Source organism: Oceanimonas sp. MB9 (assembly GCF_011319775.1).
GTDB classification, from domain to species: domain Bacteria; phylum Pseudomonadota; class Gammaproteobacteria; order Enterobacterales; family Aeromonadaceae; genus Oceanimonas; species Oceanimonas doudoroffii.
On sequence record NZ_VFBE01000009.1, the window covers coordinates 678,314 to 697,962 of the forward strand.

At 58.8% G+C, this 19,649-nt stretch carries 18 protein-coding genes; 12 read left to right on the forward strand and 6 right to left on the reverse strand.

Annotated elements, in window-relative coordinates:
* Window positions 1–69 precede the first annotated feature (69 nt).
* The 3 genes from OJHNALOF_RS14500 to OJHNALOF_RS14510 all read left to right on the forward strand — a co-directional run bounded on the left by OJHNALOF_RS14500 (window position 70) and on the right by OJHNALOF_RS14510 (window position 2,697).
* Window positions 70–1,155 (forward strand): amidohydrolase family protein, encoded by a 1,086-nt coding sequence (locus OJHNALOF_RS14500; protein WP_165662453.1) that lies wholly within the window; start codon window positions 70–72, stop codon window positions 1,153–1,155.
* A gap of 15 nt (window positions 1,156–1,170) precedes the next feature.
* Window positions 1,171–1,527 (forward strand): Rieske (2Fe-2S) protein, encoded by a 357-nt coding sequence (locus tag OJHNALOF_RS14505; RefSeq protein ID WP_165662454.1) that lies wholly within the window; start codon window positions 1,171–1,173, stop codon window positions 1,525–1,527.
* Window positions 1,528–1,617: 90 nt separating this feature from the next.
* Window positions 1,618–2,697 carry a hybrid-cluster NAD(P)-dependent oxidoreductase gene (locus tag OJHNALOF_RS14510; RefSeq protein ID WP_165662455.1) on the forward strand — a complete coding sequence of 360 codons (1,080 nt, stop codon included), beginning with the start codon at window positions 1,618–1,620 and terminating at the stop codon, window positions 2,695–2,697.
* A gap of 73 nt (window positions 2,698–2,770) precedes the next feature.
* Here the strand turns inward: OJHNALOF_RS14510 and OJHNALOF_RS14515 are convergent, their stop codons facing one another.
* The gene (locus tag OJHNALOF_RS14515) at window positions 2,771–3,700 is read right to left on the reverse strand and encodes a LysR family transcriptional regulator (RefSeq protein ID WP_165662456.1); all 930 of its coding nucleotides are present in this window, start codon (window positions 3,698–3,700) and stop codon (window positions 2,771–2,773) included.
* 225 nt (window positions 3,701–3,925) lie between these two features.
* Between OJHNALOF_RS14515 and OJHNALOF_RS14520 the strand changes: the two genes are divergently transcribed.
* A complete protein-coding gene (locus OJHNALOF_RS14520; RefSeq protein ID WP_370462331.1) occupies window positions 3,926–5,545 on the forward strand; it encodes a BCCT family transporter in 1,620 nt (539 codons plus the stop codon).
* A 100-nt stretch (window positions 5,546–5,645) separates the two neighbouring features.
* Here the strand turns inward: OJHNALOF_RS14520 and mntR are convergent, their stop codons facing one another.
* From mntR to OJHNALOF_RS14545, 5 genes are all read right to left on the reverse strand, one after another.
* Window positions 5,646–6,083: a manganese-binding transcriptional regulator MntR gene (mntR, locus tag OJHNALOF_RS14525; protein WP_165662457.1), complete on the reverse strand. Its 438-nt coding sequence runs from the start codon at window positions 6,081–6,083 to the stop codon at window positions 5,646–5,648.
* Entirely contained in the window at window positions 6,080–6,922 is an 843-nt protein-coding gene (locus OJHNALOF_RS14530; protein WP_165662458.1) for a metal ABC transporter permease, read from the reverse strand. The genes mntR and OJHNALOF_RS14530 overlap by 4 nt, the downstream gene beginning before the upstream one ends.
* On the reverse strand, window positions 6,919–7,770 hold the full coding sequence (locus OJHNALOF_RS14535) for a metal ABC transporter permease (RefSeq protein ID WP_165662459.1): 852 nt from the start codon (window positions 7,768–7,770) through the stop codon (window positions 6,919–6,921). The genes OJHNALOF_RS14530 and OJHNALOF_RS14535 overlap by 4 nt, the downstream gene beginning before the upstream one ends.
* Window positions 7,764–8,588: a metal ABC transporter ATP-binding protein gene (locus OJHNALOF_RS14540; protein WP_165662460.1), complete on the reverse strand. Its 825-nt coding sequence runs from the start codon at window positions 8,586–8,588 to the stop codon at window positions 7,764–7,766. The genes OJHNALOF_RS14535 and OJHNALOF_RS14540 overlap by 7 nt, the downstream gene beginning before the upstream one ends.
* A gap of 80 nt (window positions 8,589–8,668) precedes the next feature.
* Entirely contained in the window at window positions 8,669–9,613 is a 945-nt protein-coding gene (locus OJHNALOF_RS14545; RefSeq protein WP_165662461.1) for a metal ABC transporter substrate-binding protein, read from the reverse strand.
* A 362-nt stretch (window positions 9,614–9,975) separates the two neighbouring features.
* On the opposite strand from OJHNALOF_RS14545, the gene OJHNALOF_RS14550 reads away from it, so the two are divergent.
* From OJHNALOF_RS14550 to OJHNALOF_RS14585, 8 genes are all read left to right on the forward strand, one after another.
* The gene (locus OJHNALOF_RS14550; RefSeq protein WP_165662462.1) at window positions 9,976–11,142 is read left to right on the forward strand and encodes a TauD/TfdA family dioxygenase; all 1,167 of its coding nucleotides are present in this window, start codon (window positions 9,976–9,978) and stop codon (window positions 11,140–11,142) included.
* A gap of 320 nt (window positions 11,143–11,462) precedes the next feature.
* Window positions 11,463–11,624: a DUF2256 domain-containing protein gene (locus tag OJHNALOF_RS14555; RefSeq protein ID WP_094200511.1), complete on the forward strand. Its 162-nt coding sequence runs from the start codon at window positions 11,463–11,465 to the stop codon at window positions 11,622–11,624.
* A gap of 136 nt (window positions 11,625–11,760) precedes the next feature.
* Window positions 11,761–12,291, forward strand: coding sequence for a hypothetical protein (locus tag OJHNALOF_RS14560; protein WP_094199090.1), 531 nt, complete (start codon window positions 11,761–11,763; stop codon window positions 12,289–12,291).
* Window positions 12,288–14,192 carry a putative bifunctional diguanylate cyclase/phosphodiesterase gene (locus OJHNALOF_RS14565; protein ID WP_370462332.1) on the forward strand — a complete coding sequence of 635 codons (1,905 nt, stop codon included), beginning with the start codon at window positions 12,288–12,290 and terminating at the stop codon, window positions 14,190–14,192. The genes OJHNALOF_RS14560 and OJHNALOF_RS14565 overlap by 4 nt, the downstream gene beginning before the upstream one ends.
* 245 nt (window positions 14,193–14,437) lie before the next feature.
* A complete protein-coding gene (gene prpB / locus OJHNALOF_RS14570) occupies window positions 14,438–15,310 on the forward strand; it encodes a methylisocitrate lyase (RefSeq protein ID WP_094199091.1) in 873 nt (290 codons plus the stop codon).
* Window positions 15,307–16,419 (forward strand): 2-methylcitrate synthase, encoded by a 1,113-nt coding sequence (prpC, locus tag OJHNALOF_RS14575; RefSeq protein WP_165662463.1) that lies wholly within the window; start codon window positions 15,307–15,309, stop codon window positions 16,417–16,419. The genes prpB and prpC overlap by 4 nt, the downstream gene beginning before the upstream one ends.
* Window positions 16,420–16,472: 53 nt before the next feature.
* Entirely contained in the window at window positions 16,473–17,924 is a 1,452-nt protein-coding gene (locus tag OJHNALOF_RS14580) for a bifunctional 2-methylcitrate dehydratase/aconitate hydratase (protein ID WP_165662464.1), read from the forward strand.
* A gap of 238 nt (window positions 17,925–18,162) precedes the next feature.
* On the forward strand, window positions 18,163–19,518 hold the full coding sequence (locus OJHNALOF_RS14585) for a cytosine permease (protein WP_094199094.1): 1,356 nt from the start codon (window positions 18,163–18,165) through the stop codon (window positions 19,516–19,518).
* The last annotated feature ends 131 nt before the right edge of the window (window positions 19,519–19,649 follow it).

Sequence of the window (19,649 nt, forward strand, 5' to 3'; positions counted from 1 at the left end):
TTTTTATGAAACTCGTCTGGCTACTATCTCAATCGGAAGCACACAACCATGCCATCAAGGAGAGATAGAATGATTGTCGATGTCGATTGCCATAACTACTGGAGCAGTGCCGAGGTGTTGCTGCCTTACCTGGATCCCTTCTTCAAGGATTATTTCGTGCGCGGTGAGCAGCCCGGTCCCAAGGGGGCGTTTCCTCATGGTCACCGGCCCTGGCTGCATCCGGAAGGGTTCAAGCGGGCGGATATCAACCCCCAGTGTGAGGAAGACAACTACCGCATTATGAAGGCCAAGCACCTGGATCATTATCAGATTGATTATGCCATCCTGACCGGTGACGAAGCCGTGGAGGCTTCAACCCTGGCCAACCCCTATTACGCTGCCGCCCTGGTGCGGGCCTACAACGACTACCAGGTAGAGGAATGGCTGCCCCGCGACGAGCGCTTTGCCGGCTCCATCGTGATTGCGCCTCAGGATCCTCAGTTGGCGGCCCAGGAAATCCGCCGGTTGGGTCACCACCCGCGCATGGTGCAGGTGCTGGCCTCGCACGGCGCAACCCGGCCTTACGGCGATCCTTTCTACCATCCCATTTATGAGGCTTGTGCCGAGGTCGGCCTGCCGTTTGCCGTGCACCTGGGTGGACAAGGCGGGATTAATTCAAACCCCATCGGGGCGGGCCCGACCACCTTCTTCTGGGAAACCCATGCCATTTTGCCCCAAAGTGCCATGACCCATGTGGCCAGCATGATCGCCCAGGGCGTCTTTGAGAAATGGCCGAGCCTTTACTTTGTGGTTATTGAGTGCGGCGTGGCCTGGGTGCCCAGCGTACTGTGGCGACTGGATGCCAACTACAAGGCCCTGCGCAAGGAAACTCCCTGGCTCAAGCGCCTGCCCAGTGAATATTTCAAGGATCACATTCGTTTCACCACCCAGCCGCTGGAGCGCCCGGACAACCTGCAGCACCTGTGGGCGGTGCTGGAAGCCATGGATGGCAAAAATACCCTGATGTTCGCCTCCGACTACCCGCATTGGGATTACGACGACCTGAACAGCCTGCATATTCCCCCCGAATGGCGGGCCAACATCATGGGTGGCAATGCCATGCAGGTATACCAGCGTCTGCAGGCGCTGGAAGCGCAGAAAAAAACCGTTGCATAAGCAGGGAGGCTTATCATGAGCAAGAAAAAATATACCGTTTGCAAGGTCGATGAGGTTCGGCCCGGACAGCAGAAAATTGTACAGCTGGATAAATTCAGCGTCGGTGTCTTCAACATCGGGGGGGAATATCATGCGCTGCTGAATGTGTGTCCCCATCGTGGGGCGGCCCTGTGCGAGGGGCCGGTGTGTGGTACCACCCAACCCACGGATCAGCGCGAGTTTATCTATTGCCAGGAAAACGCCCTGGTGCGCTGCGCCTGGCACGGCTGGGAGTTCGATATCAAGTCCGGCGAGTTTCTGGTGGATCCCAGCATCAAGGCCAAGACCTTCCCGGTCAGCGTCGAGGCGGACGAAGTGTTCGTTCACATCTAGTTCCCGGTCCGGAACGAGGAAATCCGGTGGTAATGGTTCCACCGGATTGTTGCCATATTGCGTGCCACTCAGCCCGAACAAGGGGGACTCATGAATATGCCGGTGCTGTCGGTGCAGGAAAGGAGCCTGCGCTGGAAGGTGGGTCAGAAAACGGCCCGCTGCCTGAGGGTCATTCAGGAAACCAGTGATGTGAAAACCTTCTGGTTTGCCCTGGAAAACCACGAAGAACTGGACTTCAAGCCTGGCCAGTTTCTGACTTTTACCTTTCTTATCGATGACCGGGAGGCGGTGCGCTGTTACTCCTTGTCATCGTCACCCACGCAGTCTCGCCAGTTTGCCATCACGGTCAAACGGGTACCCGGTGGCCAGGTATCGAACTGGCTGCACGATCATCTGAATGTCGGGGATGAAACCCGGATCATGGCCCCGGCCGGTCATTTCAACTGTCTGGATATTGTTGCCGATCGCTATCTGCTGTTGTCCGGTGGCAGTGGCATTACGCCGAGTATGTCCATGGTTCGCTGGATGCGTGATACCGGCCGGCTTGGTGACGTTCACTTCATGCACAGTGCCCGTTCGCCCGGCGATATCATCTTTCATCAGGAGCTGCTGCGGATCGACAGCCAGTGGCCGCGATTTCGGCTATCGCTGCTGTGCGAGGAGAAAACCGGCGAACAGGGCTGGGCCGGCTATCGAGGGCGGCTGAATGCCGACCTGCTGGCGCTGCTCTGCCCCGACTTTCGGCAAAGAAAGATCCTTTGCTGTGGCCCGGCTCCCTACATGAAGGCGGTGCGGGACATGCTGGCTGCGCTGTCGTTTCCGATGGCGCAGTATGCGGAAGAATCCTTTGGCGCACCCGGGGCGCCGGCCGCCGCGGCTGAGTCGTCGATGCTGGCCGGCACCGCCCTGACCCACAGGGTGCATTTTTCCCGGTCGGGCCGAGAAGGGCAGGGGAGTGCTACGGATACCCTGCTCGATACCGCCCTCGCCAATGGCGTCTGGATCCCTTCTGCCTGCCGCACCGGTATCTGTGGCAGCTGCAAGGTACGCAAGCTCGGCGGCACCGTGACCATGGACGGGGCCCTGGCATTGAGTGATGCCGAACGTGCCGATGATTTTATTTTGCCCTGCTGTGCCTATCTCCAGGATGATGTCACGCTGGAGGCTTAGCCCGCCACCGCGTTTGGCTGCCGGCCTCGTCGCGTTGGGCGGCAGGGTCTGGTGCCGGGGTGAGGCGAGTGCCTCACCCGCCTTCTTGCTCGCAATGGGGGAGCAGCAGGGGCCTGTCCTGGGTCTCGTCCAGGCTGGAGCTGATCATCTCTTCATGGCTGGGGGCGAAGGCGCGCAAGCTGTCGATGGCCGCGTCGTAGATTTCGTTCTTGTCGGTATCCTTGCGGTAGACGGCATAGACCGGCTGCAGGATTTCGGGAGCCCCTGTTACCCGGTGAAACTGGCCGTCGCTGACCAGCTTCTTGGCGCGCCAGGCCGGCAGGTAAATGGAGCCTCCCTTGTGGTTCAGGTAGTCAATGGCCATGGTGCCCAGGCCCATGGTGATGCGACGGGCTTTCAATTCGGGAACCGCACGGGCATGGGCGTCACGAAAGCCAAGACACCAGTCGATATAGACATATTTTTCCTTGTCCAGGCTGTCCATGTCGGCCGGCTCGGTGGAGATCAGCACGAACACATCGTCAAACAACCTGGTGATCTCGATGTCCAGCAGGATCCTAGGTTGGTACATGACGGCGATATCCAGCATTTTATTGACCACCTGCTCCATCATGGAAATGGAATAGTCGGTTTCAATATGCAGGGCAAGGCGGGGGTAGCGATCGCACATCCACAGGATCCAGCGGTTGACGAACTTTTCCCAGATGCTGAACTGGGTACCCACCCGCAGCACACCGTCATAGCCCCTTGGCAACGACAGCTCTTGCCGGGCCTGGCTCCAGACTTCGCAGATCTGCAGGGCGTAATGCCTGAATTTGACGCCGGAGCTGGTCAGCTCTGCGCCGAAACGGCCTCGGGTAAACAGGGTCACGCCCAGGGTTTCTTCGAGCCCCCTGATGCGGGTGCTGACCGCCGACTGGGTAATGGACAGGTTCTCGGCGGTACGATTGAAGTTCTGACTGTTGGCGACATCGAGAAAGGTATTGAGCTGGGCCAGGTTCATGTGAATTCCTTTTACTGATAACTGGACGGGATCGCCGTTATTATCAATAGAAAAAAATATTTATATCAATAGAAATAAAACATTATTTTTGATGGCTATGGCCATGTATTTTGTTAAATGGTCACTATTTGCCCGTAAAACCAAATGGGAGGAATGAACAAGCCAAAAACCAATAAAACCAAACAACTATTGTGGAGCAATAGTCACCTCAACAAGGAGTGAACAGTGTCAAAGTTTAAAATAAGCGAACGAGGCGTGCTGTTTGGGTTGAACCCCACCATGGGCATAGTATCGATGATGACCATACTGGGCTTCGTCGGCTATTCCATCCTGTTGCCCGCCCAGGCCAAGGCCCTGTTTGGCGGCATAAAAGGCTGGATAGAGTCCAGCCTCGGCTGGTATTACATTCTGCTGCTGTCGGCCATTGTATTTTTTGTTATCTATCTTCTGTGTTCGCGCTGGGGAAATGTACGGCTTGGCAAGGACGACAGCCGCCCCGAGTTCAGTAATTTCACCTGGTTTTCCATGCTGTTCGGCTGCGGTACCGGTATCGGCCTGTTGTTCTTTGGCGTGGCCGAGCCCATCTGGCATTATCAGGGCAATCCCTTCGTGTCGGAAGCACACCAGGCGGCGGTCGCCGCCGGGGCAGCCAGCACCGAAGCCGTGGATGCCGCCAGGGTATCGCTGCGGCTGACCCTGTTTCATTGGGGGCTGCATGGCTGGGCCGTCTACGCAGTGATAGGCCTGGCGCTGGCCTATTTCTCGTTTCGTAAAAACCTGCCCCTGACCATTCGCTCCGCCCTGTATCCGATTTTTGGGGAGCGAATCTACGGCCCTATCGGCCATGTGGCGGATATTATGGCGGTATTCGGCACCATTTTCGGCCTGTCCACGACGCTTGGCATGGGTGCGTCGCAAATCAATACCGGCCTGGAGGTGTTGTTTGGGATGGAAAAAAGCACCGGCAATCAGATCCTGATCATCCTGCTGGTGTCCGCCATGGCCACCATCTCGGCGGTAACCGGACTGGCCCGGGGCGTAAAAATACTGAGCCTGTTGAACTCCTGGCTCTGTATCGGCATTCTCGGGTTTATCCTGCTGATGGGGCCGACCGTCTATATTCTCGGCTCCTTTATCACCGGTGTCGGCGACTACCTTCAGCAGGTCATTCCGCTGGGAATGTGGAACGGCTCCACCGAGGCACAGCGCAGCTGGCAGGGAGGCTGGACCATCTTCTACTGGGGATGGTGGATAGCCTGGGGACCTTTCGTTGGCATGTTTATCGCGCGTATTTCGCGAGGCAGGACCATTCGGGAATATCTGCTGGGCGTATTGATCGTGCCCACCCTGGTGACCTTTGTGTTTCTGTCGGTACTGGGCGCGGCCGGGCTCTACTATGAAATCTTTACCGACGCCAGCATGATTAGCATGGTCAATGCCGATTTCGCCAAGGCGTTCTTTGACCTGCTGAGCATGATGTCGGATTCGGGTCTGCTCTCGGCCATGATCCTGGTAACCGTGGTGGTGCTGATGGTGTTTTTTGTCACTTCGTCCGACTCTGGCACCCTGGTGATCTGCACGCTGCTGTCCTTTGGTAACGAGGATCCCCCCAAGCGGCAGCGTATTTTCTGGGGCATGACCATTGGCGCCGTGGCCGGTGCCCTGTTGTTCACCGGAGGAACCGTCGCCCTCAAGGCCGTTCAGGCCGCGTCCATTGTGGCCGCCTTGCCTTTTTCCTTCATTCTGATGGCACTGTGCTGGGGCTTGCTGCAGTCGCTGCGGCGGGAGCCGGCCACTCCCGCCGTGGCGCTGGCCGTGGGGGAGTCCAGAAGCGAGCCCGGCTAGCCTAACCGCAAGCCTTGCGCAAAAAAAAAAGCATGCCAGCCGAGTGCAGGCATGCTTTTTTCAGGTTTGGCGCCGTCACCGAGTCTGGCAAGCCCAAGGGTCACTCCTGGCAATGACGTCTGAACGCCGCCAGCGTCTCCTCGCTGACGTGGTGCTCCATGCCTTCGGCATCATGTTCGGCCGCTTGGCGGCTCACACCGAGCGTCAGCAGAAAGTGCAAAATAATCTCATGGCGTGCCTTGCACTTGCGGGCCAGCCATTGTCCTTTCGCGGTCAGCAAGACGGCGCCATAGGGCGGGCGCTCAATATAGCCCTCGTCCCGCAGGCGAAGCAAAATTTTGCTGGAGGTGGCGTGTGAAACACCAAAGCGGGCGGCAATGTCGACCAGCCGGGCGTGGCCGGTGGCGTCAATCAGATCGGCAATCAGCTCGACGTAATCTTCGGTGGTTTCCGCCTGGCGGGCCTCGCGTACCCGGTTGAACCAGCTGGCCTGCACCTGCGGTTCAACCAGCATCGGCCTGGCATCTTTGTGGTTCATGGCGCACTCCGTGGTGAACGTTGCCGTATCAGCGTGAAGAGCAAGGCCATGATGAACACCATGGCCTGGATCACCACAATCAGCGGGGCGGTGGCGGCGTCGATATGAAAGCTGATCAGGGTGCCCAGGAAGCAGGTCAACAGGGAAACCGACACCGCAATGACCACCATGGTGGTAAAGCGCCGGCTCACCAGCAAGGCAATGGCGCCGGGGGCAATCAGCATGGCCACCACCAGTATGATGCCGGCGACTTTCAGGGCCGCGACGATCACCAGTGACAGCACCAGCAGAAAACCATTATGCAGCAGCCCGACCGGCAGGCCGATGGCCCGGGCGTGGGCCGGATCAAAAAAGTACACTATCAGCGCTCTGCCCTTCAGTACCAACAGCAGCAAGGCCAGGCCGGCGATCAGGGCGGTTTCGGTAATGTCTGCCCAGCTTGCGCCCAGCATGTTGCCAAACAGGACGTGCAGCAGGTGAATATTCGACTCTACCCTGGTCAGCATCACCAGGCCCAGGGCAAACATGCCCGAAAACACAATGCCCATCACGGCGTCTTCCCTGACCCGGCTGTGTGTTTTGAGATAGCCGGTGGCCAGGGAGCAGCCCAGGCCGGCGACGATCGCGCCCACGACCAGGGGAATGCCCGCCATGTAAGCCAGGATGAGGCCGGGCAGTACCGCATGAGAGACGGCATCTCCCATCAGCGACCAGCCTTTCAGGATGAGAAAGCAGGATAAAATGGCGCAGACGGTACCGACCAGGCTGGCGATAAGCAGCGCCCGTAACATGAATTCATAACCCAGGGGCTCGACAAGCAAGGTGTTTATGGCGCTCATTGGGCAGCTCCGGCGGGACGGCGGCGGACGGACAGGACGCCGTGTTTGGGGGCAAACACGAACGCCAGCAGAAAGAGCAGGGTTTGCAAGGTGACGATAATGCCTCCGGTGGCGCCATCCATAAAATAGCTGGCGTAGGCCCCCGCCGCGCTGGTCAGGCCTCCGAGCAGGACGGCGATCAGCAGCAGGCGGTGAAATTGATCGGTCAGCAGGTAAGCCGTTGCCCCCGGCGTGACCACCATGGCGATCACCAGGCAGGCGCCGACGGTTTGCAGGGCTGCGACCGCAGAGGCGCTGAGCAGGGTGAAAAACAGGATTTTCAATCCCGTGACCGACAGCCCCGTGGCGGCGGCGTGGAGCTCATCAAAGAAGACCATCATCAGATCTTTCCACTTGAGCAGCAGAACGCCCAGGCTGACCAGGGAGATGGTGACGACCTGGGTAATGTCCTCGTCGCTGATGGCCAGTACGTTGCCCAGAATGATGGACTGAACATTCACCGCCATGGGGTTGAGCGAGACGATCAGCAGGCCCAGGGCAAAGAAGGCGGTGAAGACCAGGCCGATCACGGTGTCTTCGCGCAATTTGGTGTTCTGCCGGACCAGCGCCATGCTGCCGGCGGCCATCAGCCCCGCCATAAAGGCGCCGGCCGAGTAGGGCAGGGCAAACAGATGGGCGAGGGCGACGCCGGGTACCACGGAGTGAGCCAGGGCATCTCCCATCAGTGACCAGCCTTTCAGCACCAGGTAGGCCGAGAGAAAGGCGCAACTGCCACCCACCAGGGCGCTGACCCAGATGGCGCGGTACATATATTCATAGGCCAGCGGCTCCAGCAGTAACGTCAGCATAATGGTTCCCTCAAGGGCACTTCACGGGAGAAATCCTCGGACGGGGCCGGCAGTGCTCCGCCGAGCGGCAGGGGCAGCAGTGTGTCGCCAAAGGTGCGATTGAGGTTGTTTCGAGTAAAGGTGGTTGCCGTTGGTCCTTGCGCCACCACGGTCCGGTTGAGAAGCAGCACCTGATCGCAGAAGTCCGGAATGCGGCCGAGGTGATGGGTCGAGATCAGGATCAGCCGGCCTTGTTCGCGCAGGGACTGCAGCAGCGCCATCATGGCGGTTTCGGTGGTTGCATCCACGCCGGTAAAGGGTTCATCAAGCAGGATCAGCTGTCCTCCTTGCGCCAGGGCACGGGCCAGAAACACGCGTTTCTTCTGGCCGCCGCTGAGCTCTCCTATCTGGCGCTTGCGCAAGGTCAGCATGCCGACCCGCTCCAGTGCCTCCGCTACGGTGTGCCGATCGGCCTGTGCGGGCCGGCGCAACATGCCCATGTGCCCATAACGGCCCATCATGACGACGTCTTCCACCAGCACCGGAAAGTGCCAGTCAACCTCCTCGCTTTGCGGCACATAACATACCAGTCCCTGTTTCAGGGCTCGGGCCACGGGCAGCCCGTCGAGCCGAATGGTGCCTGAGCGTGGCCTGACGAAGCCCATCAGGGATTTGAACAGGGTGGACTTGCCGGAGCCGTTGACCCCCACCAGGGCGCAGATGCTGCCCCGGTTCAAGTCGAAACCGACCCCGTGCAGTGCCTGATGGCCATTGGCGTAGGTGACCGCCAGCTCCCTGACATGCACCAGGGGGGGCCTGACTGCGGTGTGGTGTTCCATTTGACCTTATCCTCCAACTCCGTTTGGCAATGATGTTCGGCAAGGTTGCATGGCCGCGACGAACGGCAGGCATGGCCTTGTCACTGGGCCTTAAATCCGTTGACTATGGTCTGGGTGGTTAGCCGCAGCAGCTCATAATAACTGGGCACAGGACCACGGGGTCCGCTGAGGGAGTCCACATAGAGAACGCCGCCATAGCTGGCCCCGGCCTCTTTGGCCACCTGCCGGGCAGGGCGATCGGAGACGGTGCTTTCGCTGAACACCACCGGAATGCGGTTGGCCCGTACCGTATCAATGACCTTGCGCACCTGTTGGGGGGTACCTTGCTGATCGGCGTTGATTGGCCAGAGATAGACTTCCCGCAGGCCCAGGTCCTGGGCCAGGTAGCTGAAAGCCCCCTCGCTGGTGACCAGCCAGCGCCGGGACCGGGGAATAGATGTCAGTTGTTGCCTGAGGGTATCGCCCAGCCTGCGGATTCGGGCGGCGTAGTCGGCGGCGTTTTGATGGTAGGTGTCGGCATTGGCGGGATCGGAACGGATCAGGGCATCACGAATGTTTTCTATATAAATCTGTGCATTGGCCGTCGACATCCAGGCATGGGGATTGGGCTTGCCATTATAGGGACCCTCATAGATGGACAGGGGAGAGACCCCGTTGGTGATCACGGCGCTGGGGACGTCCTTCACGTTCTGAAGAAAGCGCTCGAACCAGCGCTCAAGGTTCATGCCGTTCCACAGAATAAGGTTGGCCGACTGGGCCTTGACGATATCCTGAGGCGTTGGCTGGTAATCGTGAATTTCGGCGCCGGGCTTGGTGATGGACTCGACAATGGCCGCGTCCCCGGCAACATTGGCGGCCATGTCCGCGATAACGGTAAAGGTGGTGATAACCCGTAGTTTGTCCATCTTGTCAGCGCTGGCGGCCTGCCCCTGGCCCGACAGGCTCAGCATCAGTATCAGCCCGAGCACCGGTAAATATAGGGCACGGCAGAATGCGGCCGTGTTGTTGAATCCAGTGGAAACCATTATTTCCTCCCTGTGGAATGTTGTGTCCGGCTCAAAACGTAGCCACGGCTACATTCCAAGGGTAAGGCCATTATTTAAATCACAAAAGCGGATAATATGGATTCATATAAATCAAAAATCAGATTGAATGTTCGGTGGCAAGGGCGAGGGCGGAAGGGGTTATGAATTAATTAATTCGATTGATATAACCGAAATTAGTCGCTTTTTATGTTTGAACGACGTCGCTATTATTTTTTTGCGCATGAAATACTCGGTAGGCGGCGAAGTGCCTGCTCCTGTCCGACCACGGAGTATGTCAACGCGCACACAAGCGGCGCAGGCCGAATAAGGACAATAATTATCAGCTATCAGAGGGCTAAGCCATGGAATCATCGGTTATCAAGCTGGAACTCACCCCGGATTCGAATGCCATCAGCATTGCGGATTTTTATCAGGACAAGCGGGCGCTGCGTGTTACCTGGTCGGACGGTCGCCGGGCCCAGTATCACTACCTCTGGCTGCGGGATAATTGCCAAAGCGCGTTCCACCCCATAACCCAGGAGCGTAACTTCGATATGCTGAGCGTCAGTGATGATATTCACCCGCTGGAGGTCCGCTGTGATGAGCAGGGTATCGTCATTCGGTGGTCCGAGGGGGAGCTGGTCAGCCGTTATTCCCTTGACTGGTTACGGCGCCATGCCTATTCACCCGACTTCCTCAAAAACCAGGGGGGCGATGTGTGCAGCTGGGATTGCAGCTATGCTGGTGGCATTCAGCGCGGTGAGTACTCGGCAGTTATCGAAGATGATTCAGCGCTGTGTGAGTGGATGCAGCAACTTTCGCGTTACGGACTGGCGCTGGTGAGCGACATGCCCTCGACCCCTGAAGCCGTGGTTGAAGTGGCCGAGCGTATTGGTTATCTGCGTCGCACCAATTTTGGCCTGACCTTTGATGTAAGATCCGTGCCCAAGCCCATTAATCAGGCCTACACTGCCGAGGCCTTGCCGCTGCACACCGATCTCCCCAACCATGAAACGCCGCCGGGCTATCAGTTTCTCCACTGCCTAAACAATGAAAGCGAGGGGGGGGCCTCCACCTTTGTCGATGCCTTTCGTGTGATCGAGGATATACGTGAAAATGCCCCCGATTACTTTGAGCTGCTGGCTCGCCAGCCCATTCCCTTTCGATACCATGACGAGGAATACGAAATTTGCGAGCACAGAACCGTCATTAACCTCAATCACCTCAATGAAGTCACCGAGATAAAATACAACGCCCACCTGGCCGATATCTTCGATTTGCCGGAAGAGATCATGGATCAGTACTACCTGGCATATCGTTACCTGATGACCAGGTTGCGCGATCCTCGTTACATGATTCGGCTGAAGTTGAATGGGGGGGATATGGTGGTGTTCGATAACCGCAGGGTGCTGCACGGTCGGGATCAGTTCGATCCCAGCACCGGTCTGCGGCACCTGCGAGGTTGCTATGTTGACCGGACCGAGTTCAAGAGCCGGCTGCGAGTGCTTGAACGCCGGCAGTGTGAATAATCGAGTACCTTTTCATTTCGTTTGCTGATGCCCGGTCCTGAGCGCCCACTCCCTAATGTGCGGCGGGCTGTTTGACCGGGCATTTCCGCCATGGCTTCATTCTATTTATCTTGCCCACGCGCGGTGGCACCTGTTTAAATTTCGGGCTCCATTGTCTGTCCTGCGGTTGGCGTTCTGCCGAAACCGTGTCAATAGTGTATGTATTGTCTATCGAGTACCTCAAACGTAACAACACTTAACGGTCAGGCCATGGCATGCAATGCGATCGGGCTGACTCGTTTTTGTGTGCACTGAGGCACGACGTCGGGCGGGGCACCACCATGAAAAAGTCACGACTGCCGCATAAAATTTGTGTGGTGTGCGGTCGCCCGTTCGGCTGGCGAAAAAAATGGGCACGGGAATGGAATAACGTTAAATATTGTTCGCGGCGCTGTCGTTCTCACAGAAGGGGCCCTGCTGCGTCTGAAGTTGACGCCAAATAAAGCAAATGGGTCAGGATAACGTCGGTTTGCCTCGACGCCGTAAGTGGACTGGTTTACCCTTTCGTCCCCGATTTCATGCTCGAAACGCAGAAGCAGCTATACTCTTTTGGGTCTGTGACTGCCAGAGGGAACTAAGATGCGTGTAACAACTCGTTTTGCCAACGCCTGTTTCGCCATACTGTCGGCCCTGCTTATGCTGTTGCCGGCATTGCCGGTCAAGGCCGCCGACCCGCTGCCACCACCGGATGGCCGGGTGGTGCTGACGGTAACCGGCAACCTGGCGCACACCAACGATGCCGGTCAGGCCCGGCTTGACATGGACTTGCTGGCCAGCCTTCCCCAGCATGAATTCTCCACCCTGACCCCCTGGACAGACGGCAAACACGAATTTCGTGGCGTGCTGCTCAATGAGCTGCTGCAGCGGCTTGGTGCCGATGGCAAACGGGTTCGGCTGGTGGCACTGAACGACTATCATCACGATATTGACATGGCGCTGGTGCGCAATACCCCCTTTCTGCTGGCTACCCACCTGGACGGTAAACGCATGAAGGTGCGAGACAAGGGACCGCTGTGGCTGATGCTGCCGCTGTCCGAATCCAAGGAATATGATACCAAGCGCTATCACGAGATGCTGGTATGGCAACTGAAAAGCCTGGATATTCAGTGACCTTCAAATCGGTCAAAATGGTGGTGCTGACGGCCGCGGCCCTGCTGTTCGGCCTCAGCTCGCTATATAGTTATAACCGGGATCTGGACGTGGTGCGCTATGTATCGGCCACCATCAAAACCGTGGGCTGGGCCACGTCCGAACTGGAATCCGAAGTACTGAAATTTGATCACGCCTTGACCGCCCTGCTGGCGGGCACGCGGAATGAAGAGCACGTGCAGTTGCGCTTTGAACTGTTGTGGAGCCGCATAGATGTCCTGCTCAAGGGGGTGGAGAACCGGCCGGTGCGTGAACAGTCCGGGGTTACCCCTATGCTGCATGATCTGCTCGCCCAGATGGAGCGCTGGGAAGACAGGGTTTACGAGCTGGACGTGGACAACCCGGCGGGAACACTGGCGTTGCAGCAGGAGCTGGTACCCTACCGGGAGCGGGTGCGTGAAATCAACGTGGACAGCTTTTCCGGCTCTCAGGTATGGCAGCAACTCGATATCATCGGGGACGTACGCCAGCGCTCCACCCTTTATCTGGCCGGTCTGCTGCTCAGCGGCGGCCTGATGCTGTGGTTGTTGATGCGGGAAAACCGGCGCAATCGTTACCTGGCCTTTCATGACATGCTCACTGGCCTGCCAAACCGCATGCACTTTTACCAGCTGATGACCCAGGCCCTGAACCGGGTGGAACGTCAGCAACGCAAGCTGGCAGTGCACATGGTGGATCTCAACGAGTTCAAGGCCATCAACGACAGCCTCGGTCATGATGTGGGCGACCGCGTGCTCAAGGTGGTGTCATCGCGGCTGCGCCTCGCCCTGGCAGGCAAGGGCAAGGTGGCGCGCCTGGGCGGTGATGAGTTTGTGGTGATTCAGCCCTACGATGAAACCGCCCAGGCCGAGCAGCTGGTCACCTACTTGTTAACCGAACTGGCAGGGGACATACGGCTGCCCGACGGTTGCCTGTCTCCCAAGGCGAGTATCGGCACCAGCCTGTTTCCGGAGCACGGCACCACCATGGTTGAGTTGCTCAGTCATGCCGATACCGCCATGTATTACGCCAAGCACAATCCCAAGCTGTCGAGCCAGATCTTTGAGCCCGGTATGGATGAACGCCGCTTGCGCAGCCAGAAGCTGGCAGTGGCCCTGCAGCTGGCCATTGAGAACGACGAACTCAATCTGGTGTATCAGCCTATTTTTCATCTGAAAAGCGGTGCCATTGAGTCTCTTGAAGCCCTGTTGCGTTGGCATTCCATCGAACATGGCCACATCAGCCCCCTTGAAGTGATCGCGGTGGCCGAGCACCACGGGCTGGCCCATCAGCTTAACCAGTGGGTGCTGTTTACCGCCTGCCGCCAGCTGCGCCAGTGGCAGCGGCTGGGTTATGACTGGCTCAAGGTCAACGTGAACATCAGCCCCAATATCTTTATGAGCGGTGAGCTTGGCAGCACGGTGGAAGCCGCGCTGTTGCGCACCGGTTTGTCGGCCTCGTCGTTGGTGCTGGAGATCACCGAAGACACCAGCCTGTGGGATACCGCCAGCTCAACCGACAACCTGTGCAAGCTGCGGGATCTCGGGGTGGAAATCGCCCTGGACGACTTTGGCACCGGCTATTCCTCGTTCAGTCACCTGCGCCAGTTGCCGGTTAATAAGCTCAAAATCGACAAGTCCTTTGTTTCCGATCTGACTACGGATCCTCGTGCCGGCGACCTGGTGTCTACCATCGTCCGTCTGGCCGACAGCCTGGACATGTCCGTAACCGCCGAAGGCATCGAGCTGCAGGAGCAGCGGGATAGGCTGCAGCAGTTGGGTTGCCAGCTGGGTCAGGGGTATCTGCTGGCTCGGCCCATGGCTGCGGATCAGGTGCCCGACTGGCTGGTGCAGGATCAACAACGCTATACCCCCGCCGGCTGAATCCTGCATTAAGTCGTCCTCGTCCCTGATGCGGGGATGCGTCAGCCCTTGGGCCTGGTGTACTCAAGGGCTGCCCAGCCGCCACAGCCTCCCATTTTTGCTTGCTCCGTGGTCACCCTTGTCGCTTTAATTTGTCTATAGATCAAGCATTTCTGTTCAAAAAGCCTGCTATTGTTGGATAGGGCCACGGGTTCGACAATCCGTGTACCTATGCTCCTGTTTCCTGGCTTTGCGGAGGAACTGTCATGAGACCAAATCTGTTTGATGCCATCGCCGCCGGCGGCCCGCTGGCGCTGGTGGGTGCGGTGAATGCCTACAGCGCCATGCAGGCGGAGCAGGTTGGCCACAGGGCCTTGTATCTGTCCGGAGCCGGGGTGGCCAATGCGTCCTTTGGTTTGCCGGATCTGGGCATCACCACCCTCAACGATGTGCTCGAAGACGCTCGCCGCATTACCGCCGTCAGCCGGCTGCCGCTGTTGGTGGATGTCGACACCGGCTTTGGCGGCGCCTTTGGCATTGCCCGCACCGTGAAGGAAATGGAGCGGGCCGGGGTGGCGGCCATTCACATTGAAGATCAGGTGGTGCAAAAGCGCTGTGGCCACAGGCCCAACAAGGCCATTGTTTCCCAAGAGGAAATGGTGGACCGCATACGCGCTGCGGTCGATGCCCGCGGTGACCCCCGTTTTGCCATCATGGCCCGCACCGACGCCCTGGCGGTAGAAGGCATGAGCAGCGCCATTGAACGAGCCCAGGCCTGCGTTGAAGCGGGGGCCGACATGATTTTTCCGGAAGCCATGGAAACCCTGGCCCAGTACCGTGCCTTTTGTGAGGCGGTGGGAGTGCCCGTGCTTGCCAATATCACCGAATTTGGCAAGACGCCACTGTTTAGCCAGGCCGAGCTGGCCGGCGCCGGTGTGGCCATGGTGCTCTATCCGCTGTCGGCGTTTCGTGCCATGAGCCGGGCGGCAGAAAGCGTGTATCGCCATATTCTTGCCGACGGCCACCAGCGCAACCTCATTCATACCATGCAGACCCGTGAACAGCTGTACCAGACCCTGGGTTACCACCATTACGAGCAAACACTCGATTCCCTGTTCAGCAAAGGAGAAGACGCATGAGCAACGCCGAAGGATTGCGCGGCCAGACCGCCGGCCAGACCGCCCTGTGCACCGTGGGCAAAACCGGCTCCGGCCTGACCTACCGGGGCTATGACATAGAAGATCTCGCGGCCCATGCCGAGTTCGAAGAGGTGGCCTTTCTGCTGCTCAAAGGGTATTTGCCCAACCGGGGCGAGCTCGGCGCCTTCAAGGCCCGGTTGCGTGCCAATCGAGGCTTGCCGGCGGCACTGCGCATCGTGCTTGAGCAGATTCCGGCCTCGGCCCACCCCATGGACGTGCTGCGCACCGGCTGCTCCATGCTGGGCAACCTGGAAACCGAGCACAGGTTCAGTGAGCAGCAGGACGCCGCCGAGCGGCTGCTGGCGCTGCTGCCGTCCATGATCTGTTACTGGTATCGCTATGCCCACGACGGCGAGCGCATCGACACCGCCCTGGACGACGACAGCCTGGGCGGCCATTTTCTGCACATGCTGCGGGGCAGCGTGCCGCCGGCGCTCGACGTCAAGGTGATGCACTGTTCGCTGGTGCTCTATGCCGAGCACGAGTTCAATGCATCCACCTTTTCCGCCCGGGTCTGCGCCTCGACCCTGACCGATCTGCATTCGGCGGTGACCGCCGCCATCGGCACCCTGCGCGGTCCCCTGCATGGCGGCGCCAACGAGGCGGCCATGGCGATGATGGAGCAGTGGAGCAGCCCCGACGAGGCGGAAGCGGCCCTGCTCGACATGCTGGCCCGCAAGGAAAAGGTGATGGGCTTTGGCCACGCCGTCTACACCACCAAGGATCCCCGCAACGCCATTATCAAGCCCTGGGCCAAACAACTGGGCGAGGCGGTCGGCGACCGGGTGCTGTATCCGGTGTCGGAACGGGTGGAGGAGGTGATGTGGCGGGAGAAAAAGCTGTTTGCCAACGCCGACTTTTACCATGCCAGCGCCTACCACTTTATGGGTATTCCCACCAAGCTGTTCACGCCCATCTTTGTGCTGAGCCGGGTTACCGGCTGGACCGCCCATATCATGGAGCAGCGGGCTCATAATCGAATTATTCGCCCCAATGCCGACTATGTGGGCCCGCCCCATCAGGACTGGCTGCCGATAGACAAACGCTAACCCGTTCAGGGGATGGGAAACGCTCTATCCCCTTTTTAGCAAGGAGCCGAATCATGAGCAGCAATGTGGATATCAACCGGCGGCCCGCACCCGATGGGCTGCTGGTGCAGATTGCCGATTACGTGGCCGGTACCGACGCCGGCAGCCCAGAGGCACGGCGCACCGCCCGCCACTGCCTGATGGACACCCTGGGGTGCGGGTTGCAGGCGCTGCGCTTTCCCGAGTGCACCAAGCACCTGGGTCCTGTGGTGCCGGGCACCACTGTGCGCCATGGTGCCCGGGTGCCCGGCACCTCCCATGAACTGGATCCGGTCACCGCCGCCTTCAACATTGGCTGCATCATTCGCTGGCTTGATTTTAACGACACCTGGCTGGCCGCCGAATGGGGTCATCCGTCCGACAACCTGGGGGCGATTCTCGCCACCGCCGATTACCTCAGCCGAGTGGCGGTGGCCGAGGGGCGGGCGCCGCTCACCATGGCCGACGTGCTCACCGCCATGATCAAGGCCCACGAAATCCAGGGTGTGCTGGCGCTGAATAACAGTTTTAACCGAGTAGGGCTGGATCACGTGCTGCTGGTGCGGGTGGCGTCCACCGCCGTGGTGACCAAGATGCTGGGGGGAAACCGTGCGCAGATAGTAGACGCCCTGTCTCAGGCCTGGGCCGATGGTGGCGCCCTGCGCACCTACCGTCATGCCCCCAATGCCGGCTCGCGCAAGTCCTGGGCCGCCGGCGACGCTGCCGCCCGGGCGGTGCGACTGGCCATGATCACCCTGAAAGGGGAGATGGGGCTGCCGTCGGTGCTGAGTGCGCCCCAGTGGGGCTTTCAGGACGTGCTGTTTGAGGGCAGGCCGATTACCCTGAGCCAGCCGCTTGGCAGCTATGTGATGGAAAACGTGCTGTTCAAGCTGAGCTACCCCGCCGAGTTTCATGCCCAGACCGCGGTGGAATGCGCGGTGCAACTGCATGCGCAGGTTGCGGGTCGGCTCGATGACATCGCTCGCATCGAGCTCACCACCCATGAATCGGCCATTCGCATCATCTCCAAAACCGGGCCACTGGCCAACCCGGCCGATCGGGATCACTGCCTGCAATATATGGTGGCGGTGCCGCTGCTGTACGGCACCCTGACCGCCGAACATTACGAAGACGCCTTTCACCAGGGCGATGCCCGCATCGACGCCCTGCGCAACGCTATGCAGGTGGTGGAAGACCCGCGCTACAGCGCCGACTACCTGGAGGCGGACAAGCGCTCCATTGCCAATGCCATACAAGTGTTCTTCACCGACGGCAGCCACACCGAGCGCGTGGAAGTGGAGTACCCCATTGGCCACCGGCGCCGGCGCCACGATGGCATTCCGGTGCTGGAGCGCAAGTTTCTGCAAAGCCTGCTGACCCGATTTCCCCAGGGACAAAGCCGGCGCATTGTTGAACTGTGCCAGGATCAGAGCTGCCTTGAGGCCACGGCGGTGAACGACTTTATGGAACTCTTGATCATCAACTGACTGCAGCGGTCGCTTCAGGTCATGCCAAAGCCGGCCGTCGGGCCGGCTTTTTGGTGGGTAATGGAAGGTTTGAGCTGAATAAAGTGTGACAAGTGTCACGTTAGTCTTCGTGTCCACAAAATTTATATGCATTGTTAACGATCAATCTGTTAATTTGTTCTCATTGATTCGGTTAAATCATTTACATTTCATCGGGTCGTGCAACAACCTTTATGAAGCAGTTAACAGGGAGAGGCCAATGGCTGTACACGAAATGAACAACCCCGAGTTGATGCCGTCCACCGATAAGGACAGAGACATCAACATCTGGGACTTCACCATGCTCTGGGCGGGCATGACCATCAATATGGGCGCCTTTACCATGGGTGCCCAGCTTTATCCGGGACTATCGCCCTGGACCATTATCGGTGCCATTCTGGCGGCCTACGCCATTGTCACCAGCATTCTGATCCTGGCCGGTGATATCGGCATTCGTTATGGCATTCCATTTACCGTCTACATTCGTGGTTGCTTTGGTTACAAGGGTGCCAAGATTCCGGCCGCCTTTCGCGCCATTCCGGCCTGTTTCTGGTTTGGTTTTCAGACCTGGGTGGCGGCGGTGGCCATCGGCAAGGTGCTGGAGATGTGGATCGGTTACAGCAACACCACCATCCTTATTTTGATCTTTGGGGTGCTGCAGGTGGTGAACGCCATTTATGGCATGAAGGCCATGGCCAAGTTCGACTGGGTGGCCATTCCGGCCCTGACCATTCTGATTGGCCTGGTGACCTTCTGGCTGCTGGAAACCAACAATGCCAGCATTGGCGATGTGCTGGCCGCGCCCTCCCTGGACAACGGCTCCTTCGTGTTTGCGGTCATGGCCATTGCCGGTATCTGGATCACCATGGGCCTGAACAGCCCGGACCTGACCCGCAAACTGGAGCGCTCCCGGGATCACAGCAGCAAAAACTTCTTTGTGCGTAACCGCAAGCCCTTTATCGCCCAGCTGGGCGGCCTGATCGTGATTGGCTCCGGCATTCTGATGGTGGGCATGATAGGTGGCATTCTCACCGGAACATGGGACCCGATTGAAATTGTACTGAATTCCATGAGTTCACCCATCGTGCTGATCCTGAGCATGCTGACCATCGCCTTTGCCCAGTGGTCCACCAATACCGTGGCCAACCTGATGCCGTCGGCGCTGATCCTGATGAATGTGTTCCCGCGCCTTAGCTTTGCCCAAGGGGTGTCCATCTCCGGTGTGATTGGTCTGCTGATGATGCCCTGGCTGTTCGCTGACAACCTGCTGTGGTTCAGCGTGGTCACCTCCGGCCTGCTGGGTCCGGTGGCGGGCATCATGCTGGCCGACTTTTATCTGCTGCGCCGTGGCCGCATTCGCGTGGAAGACTTCTATGACCCCAAAGGGCCCTTTGTCTACCAGAACAACTACAACTTGCGGGCCTTTCTGGTATACGGCGTGTCCTTCCTGTGCAGCCTGATCTTTATGGACATGGCCTTCTTTGTGGGCTTGGTGATCAGCGTGGCAGGTTACACCCTGCTGATGAAACCCATCGCCAAACCGGCCGAGCTGCCCGAGGCCGCCGTCGAATCCTGATAATTTCATGTTGTTAATCGTGTGCTTTTGGCCCCGCTTGCGGGGCCTTTTTTTATGGGTGCGGGGCAACCGGGGAGGCGTGGTGGCCCGCTATGGTCGCCGCCAGGGCTGCACCACTTTGAGGCGGCCCT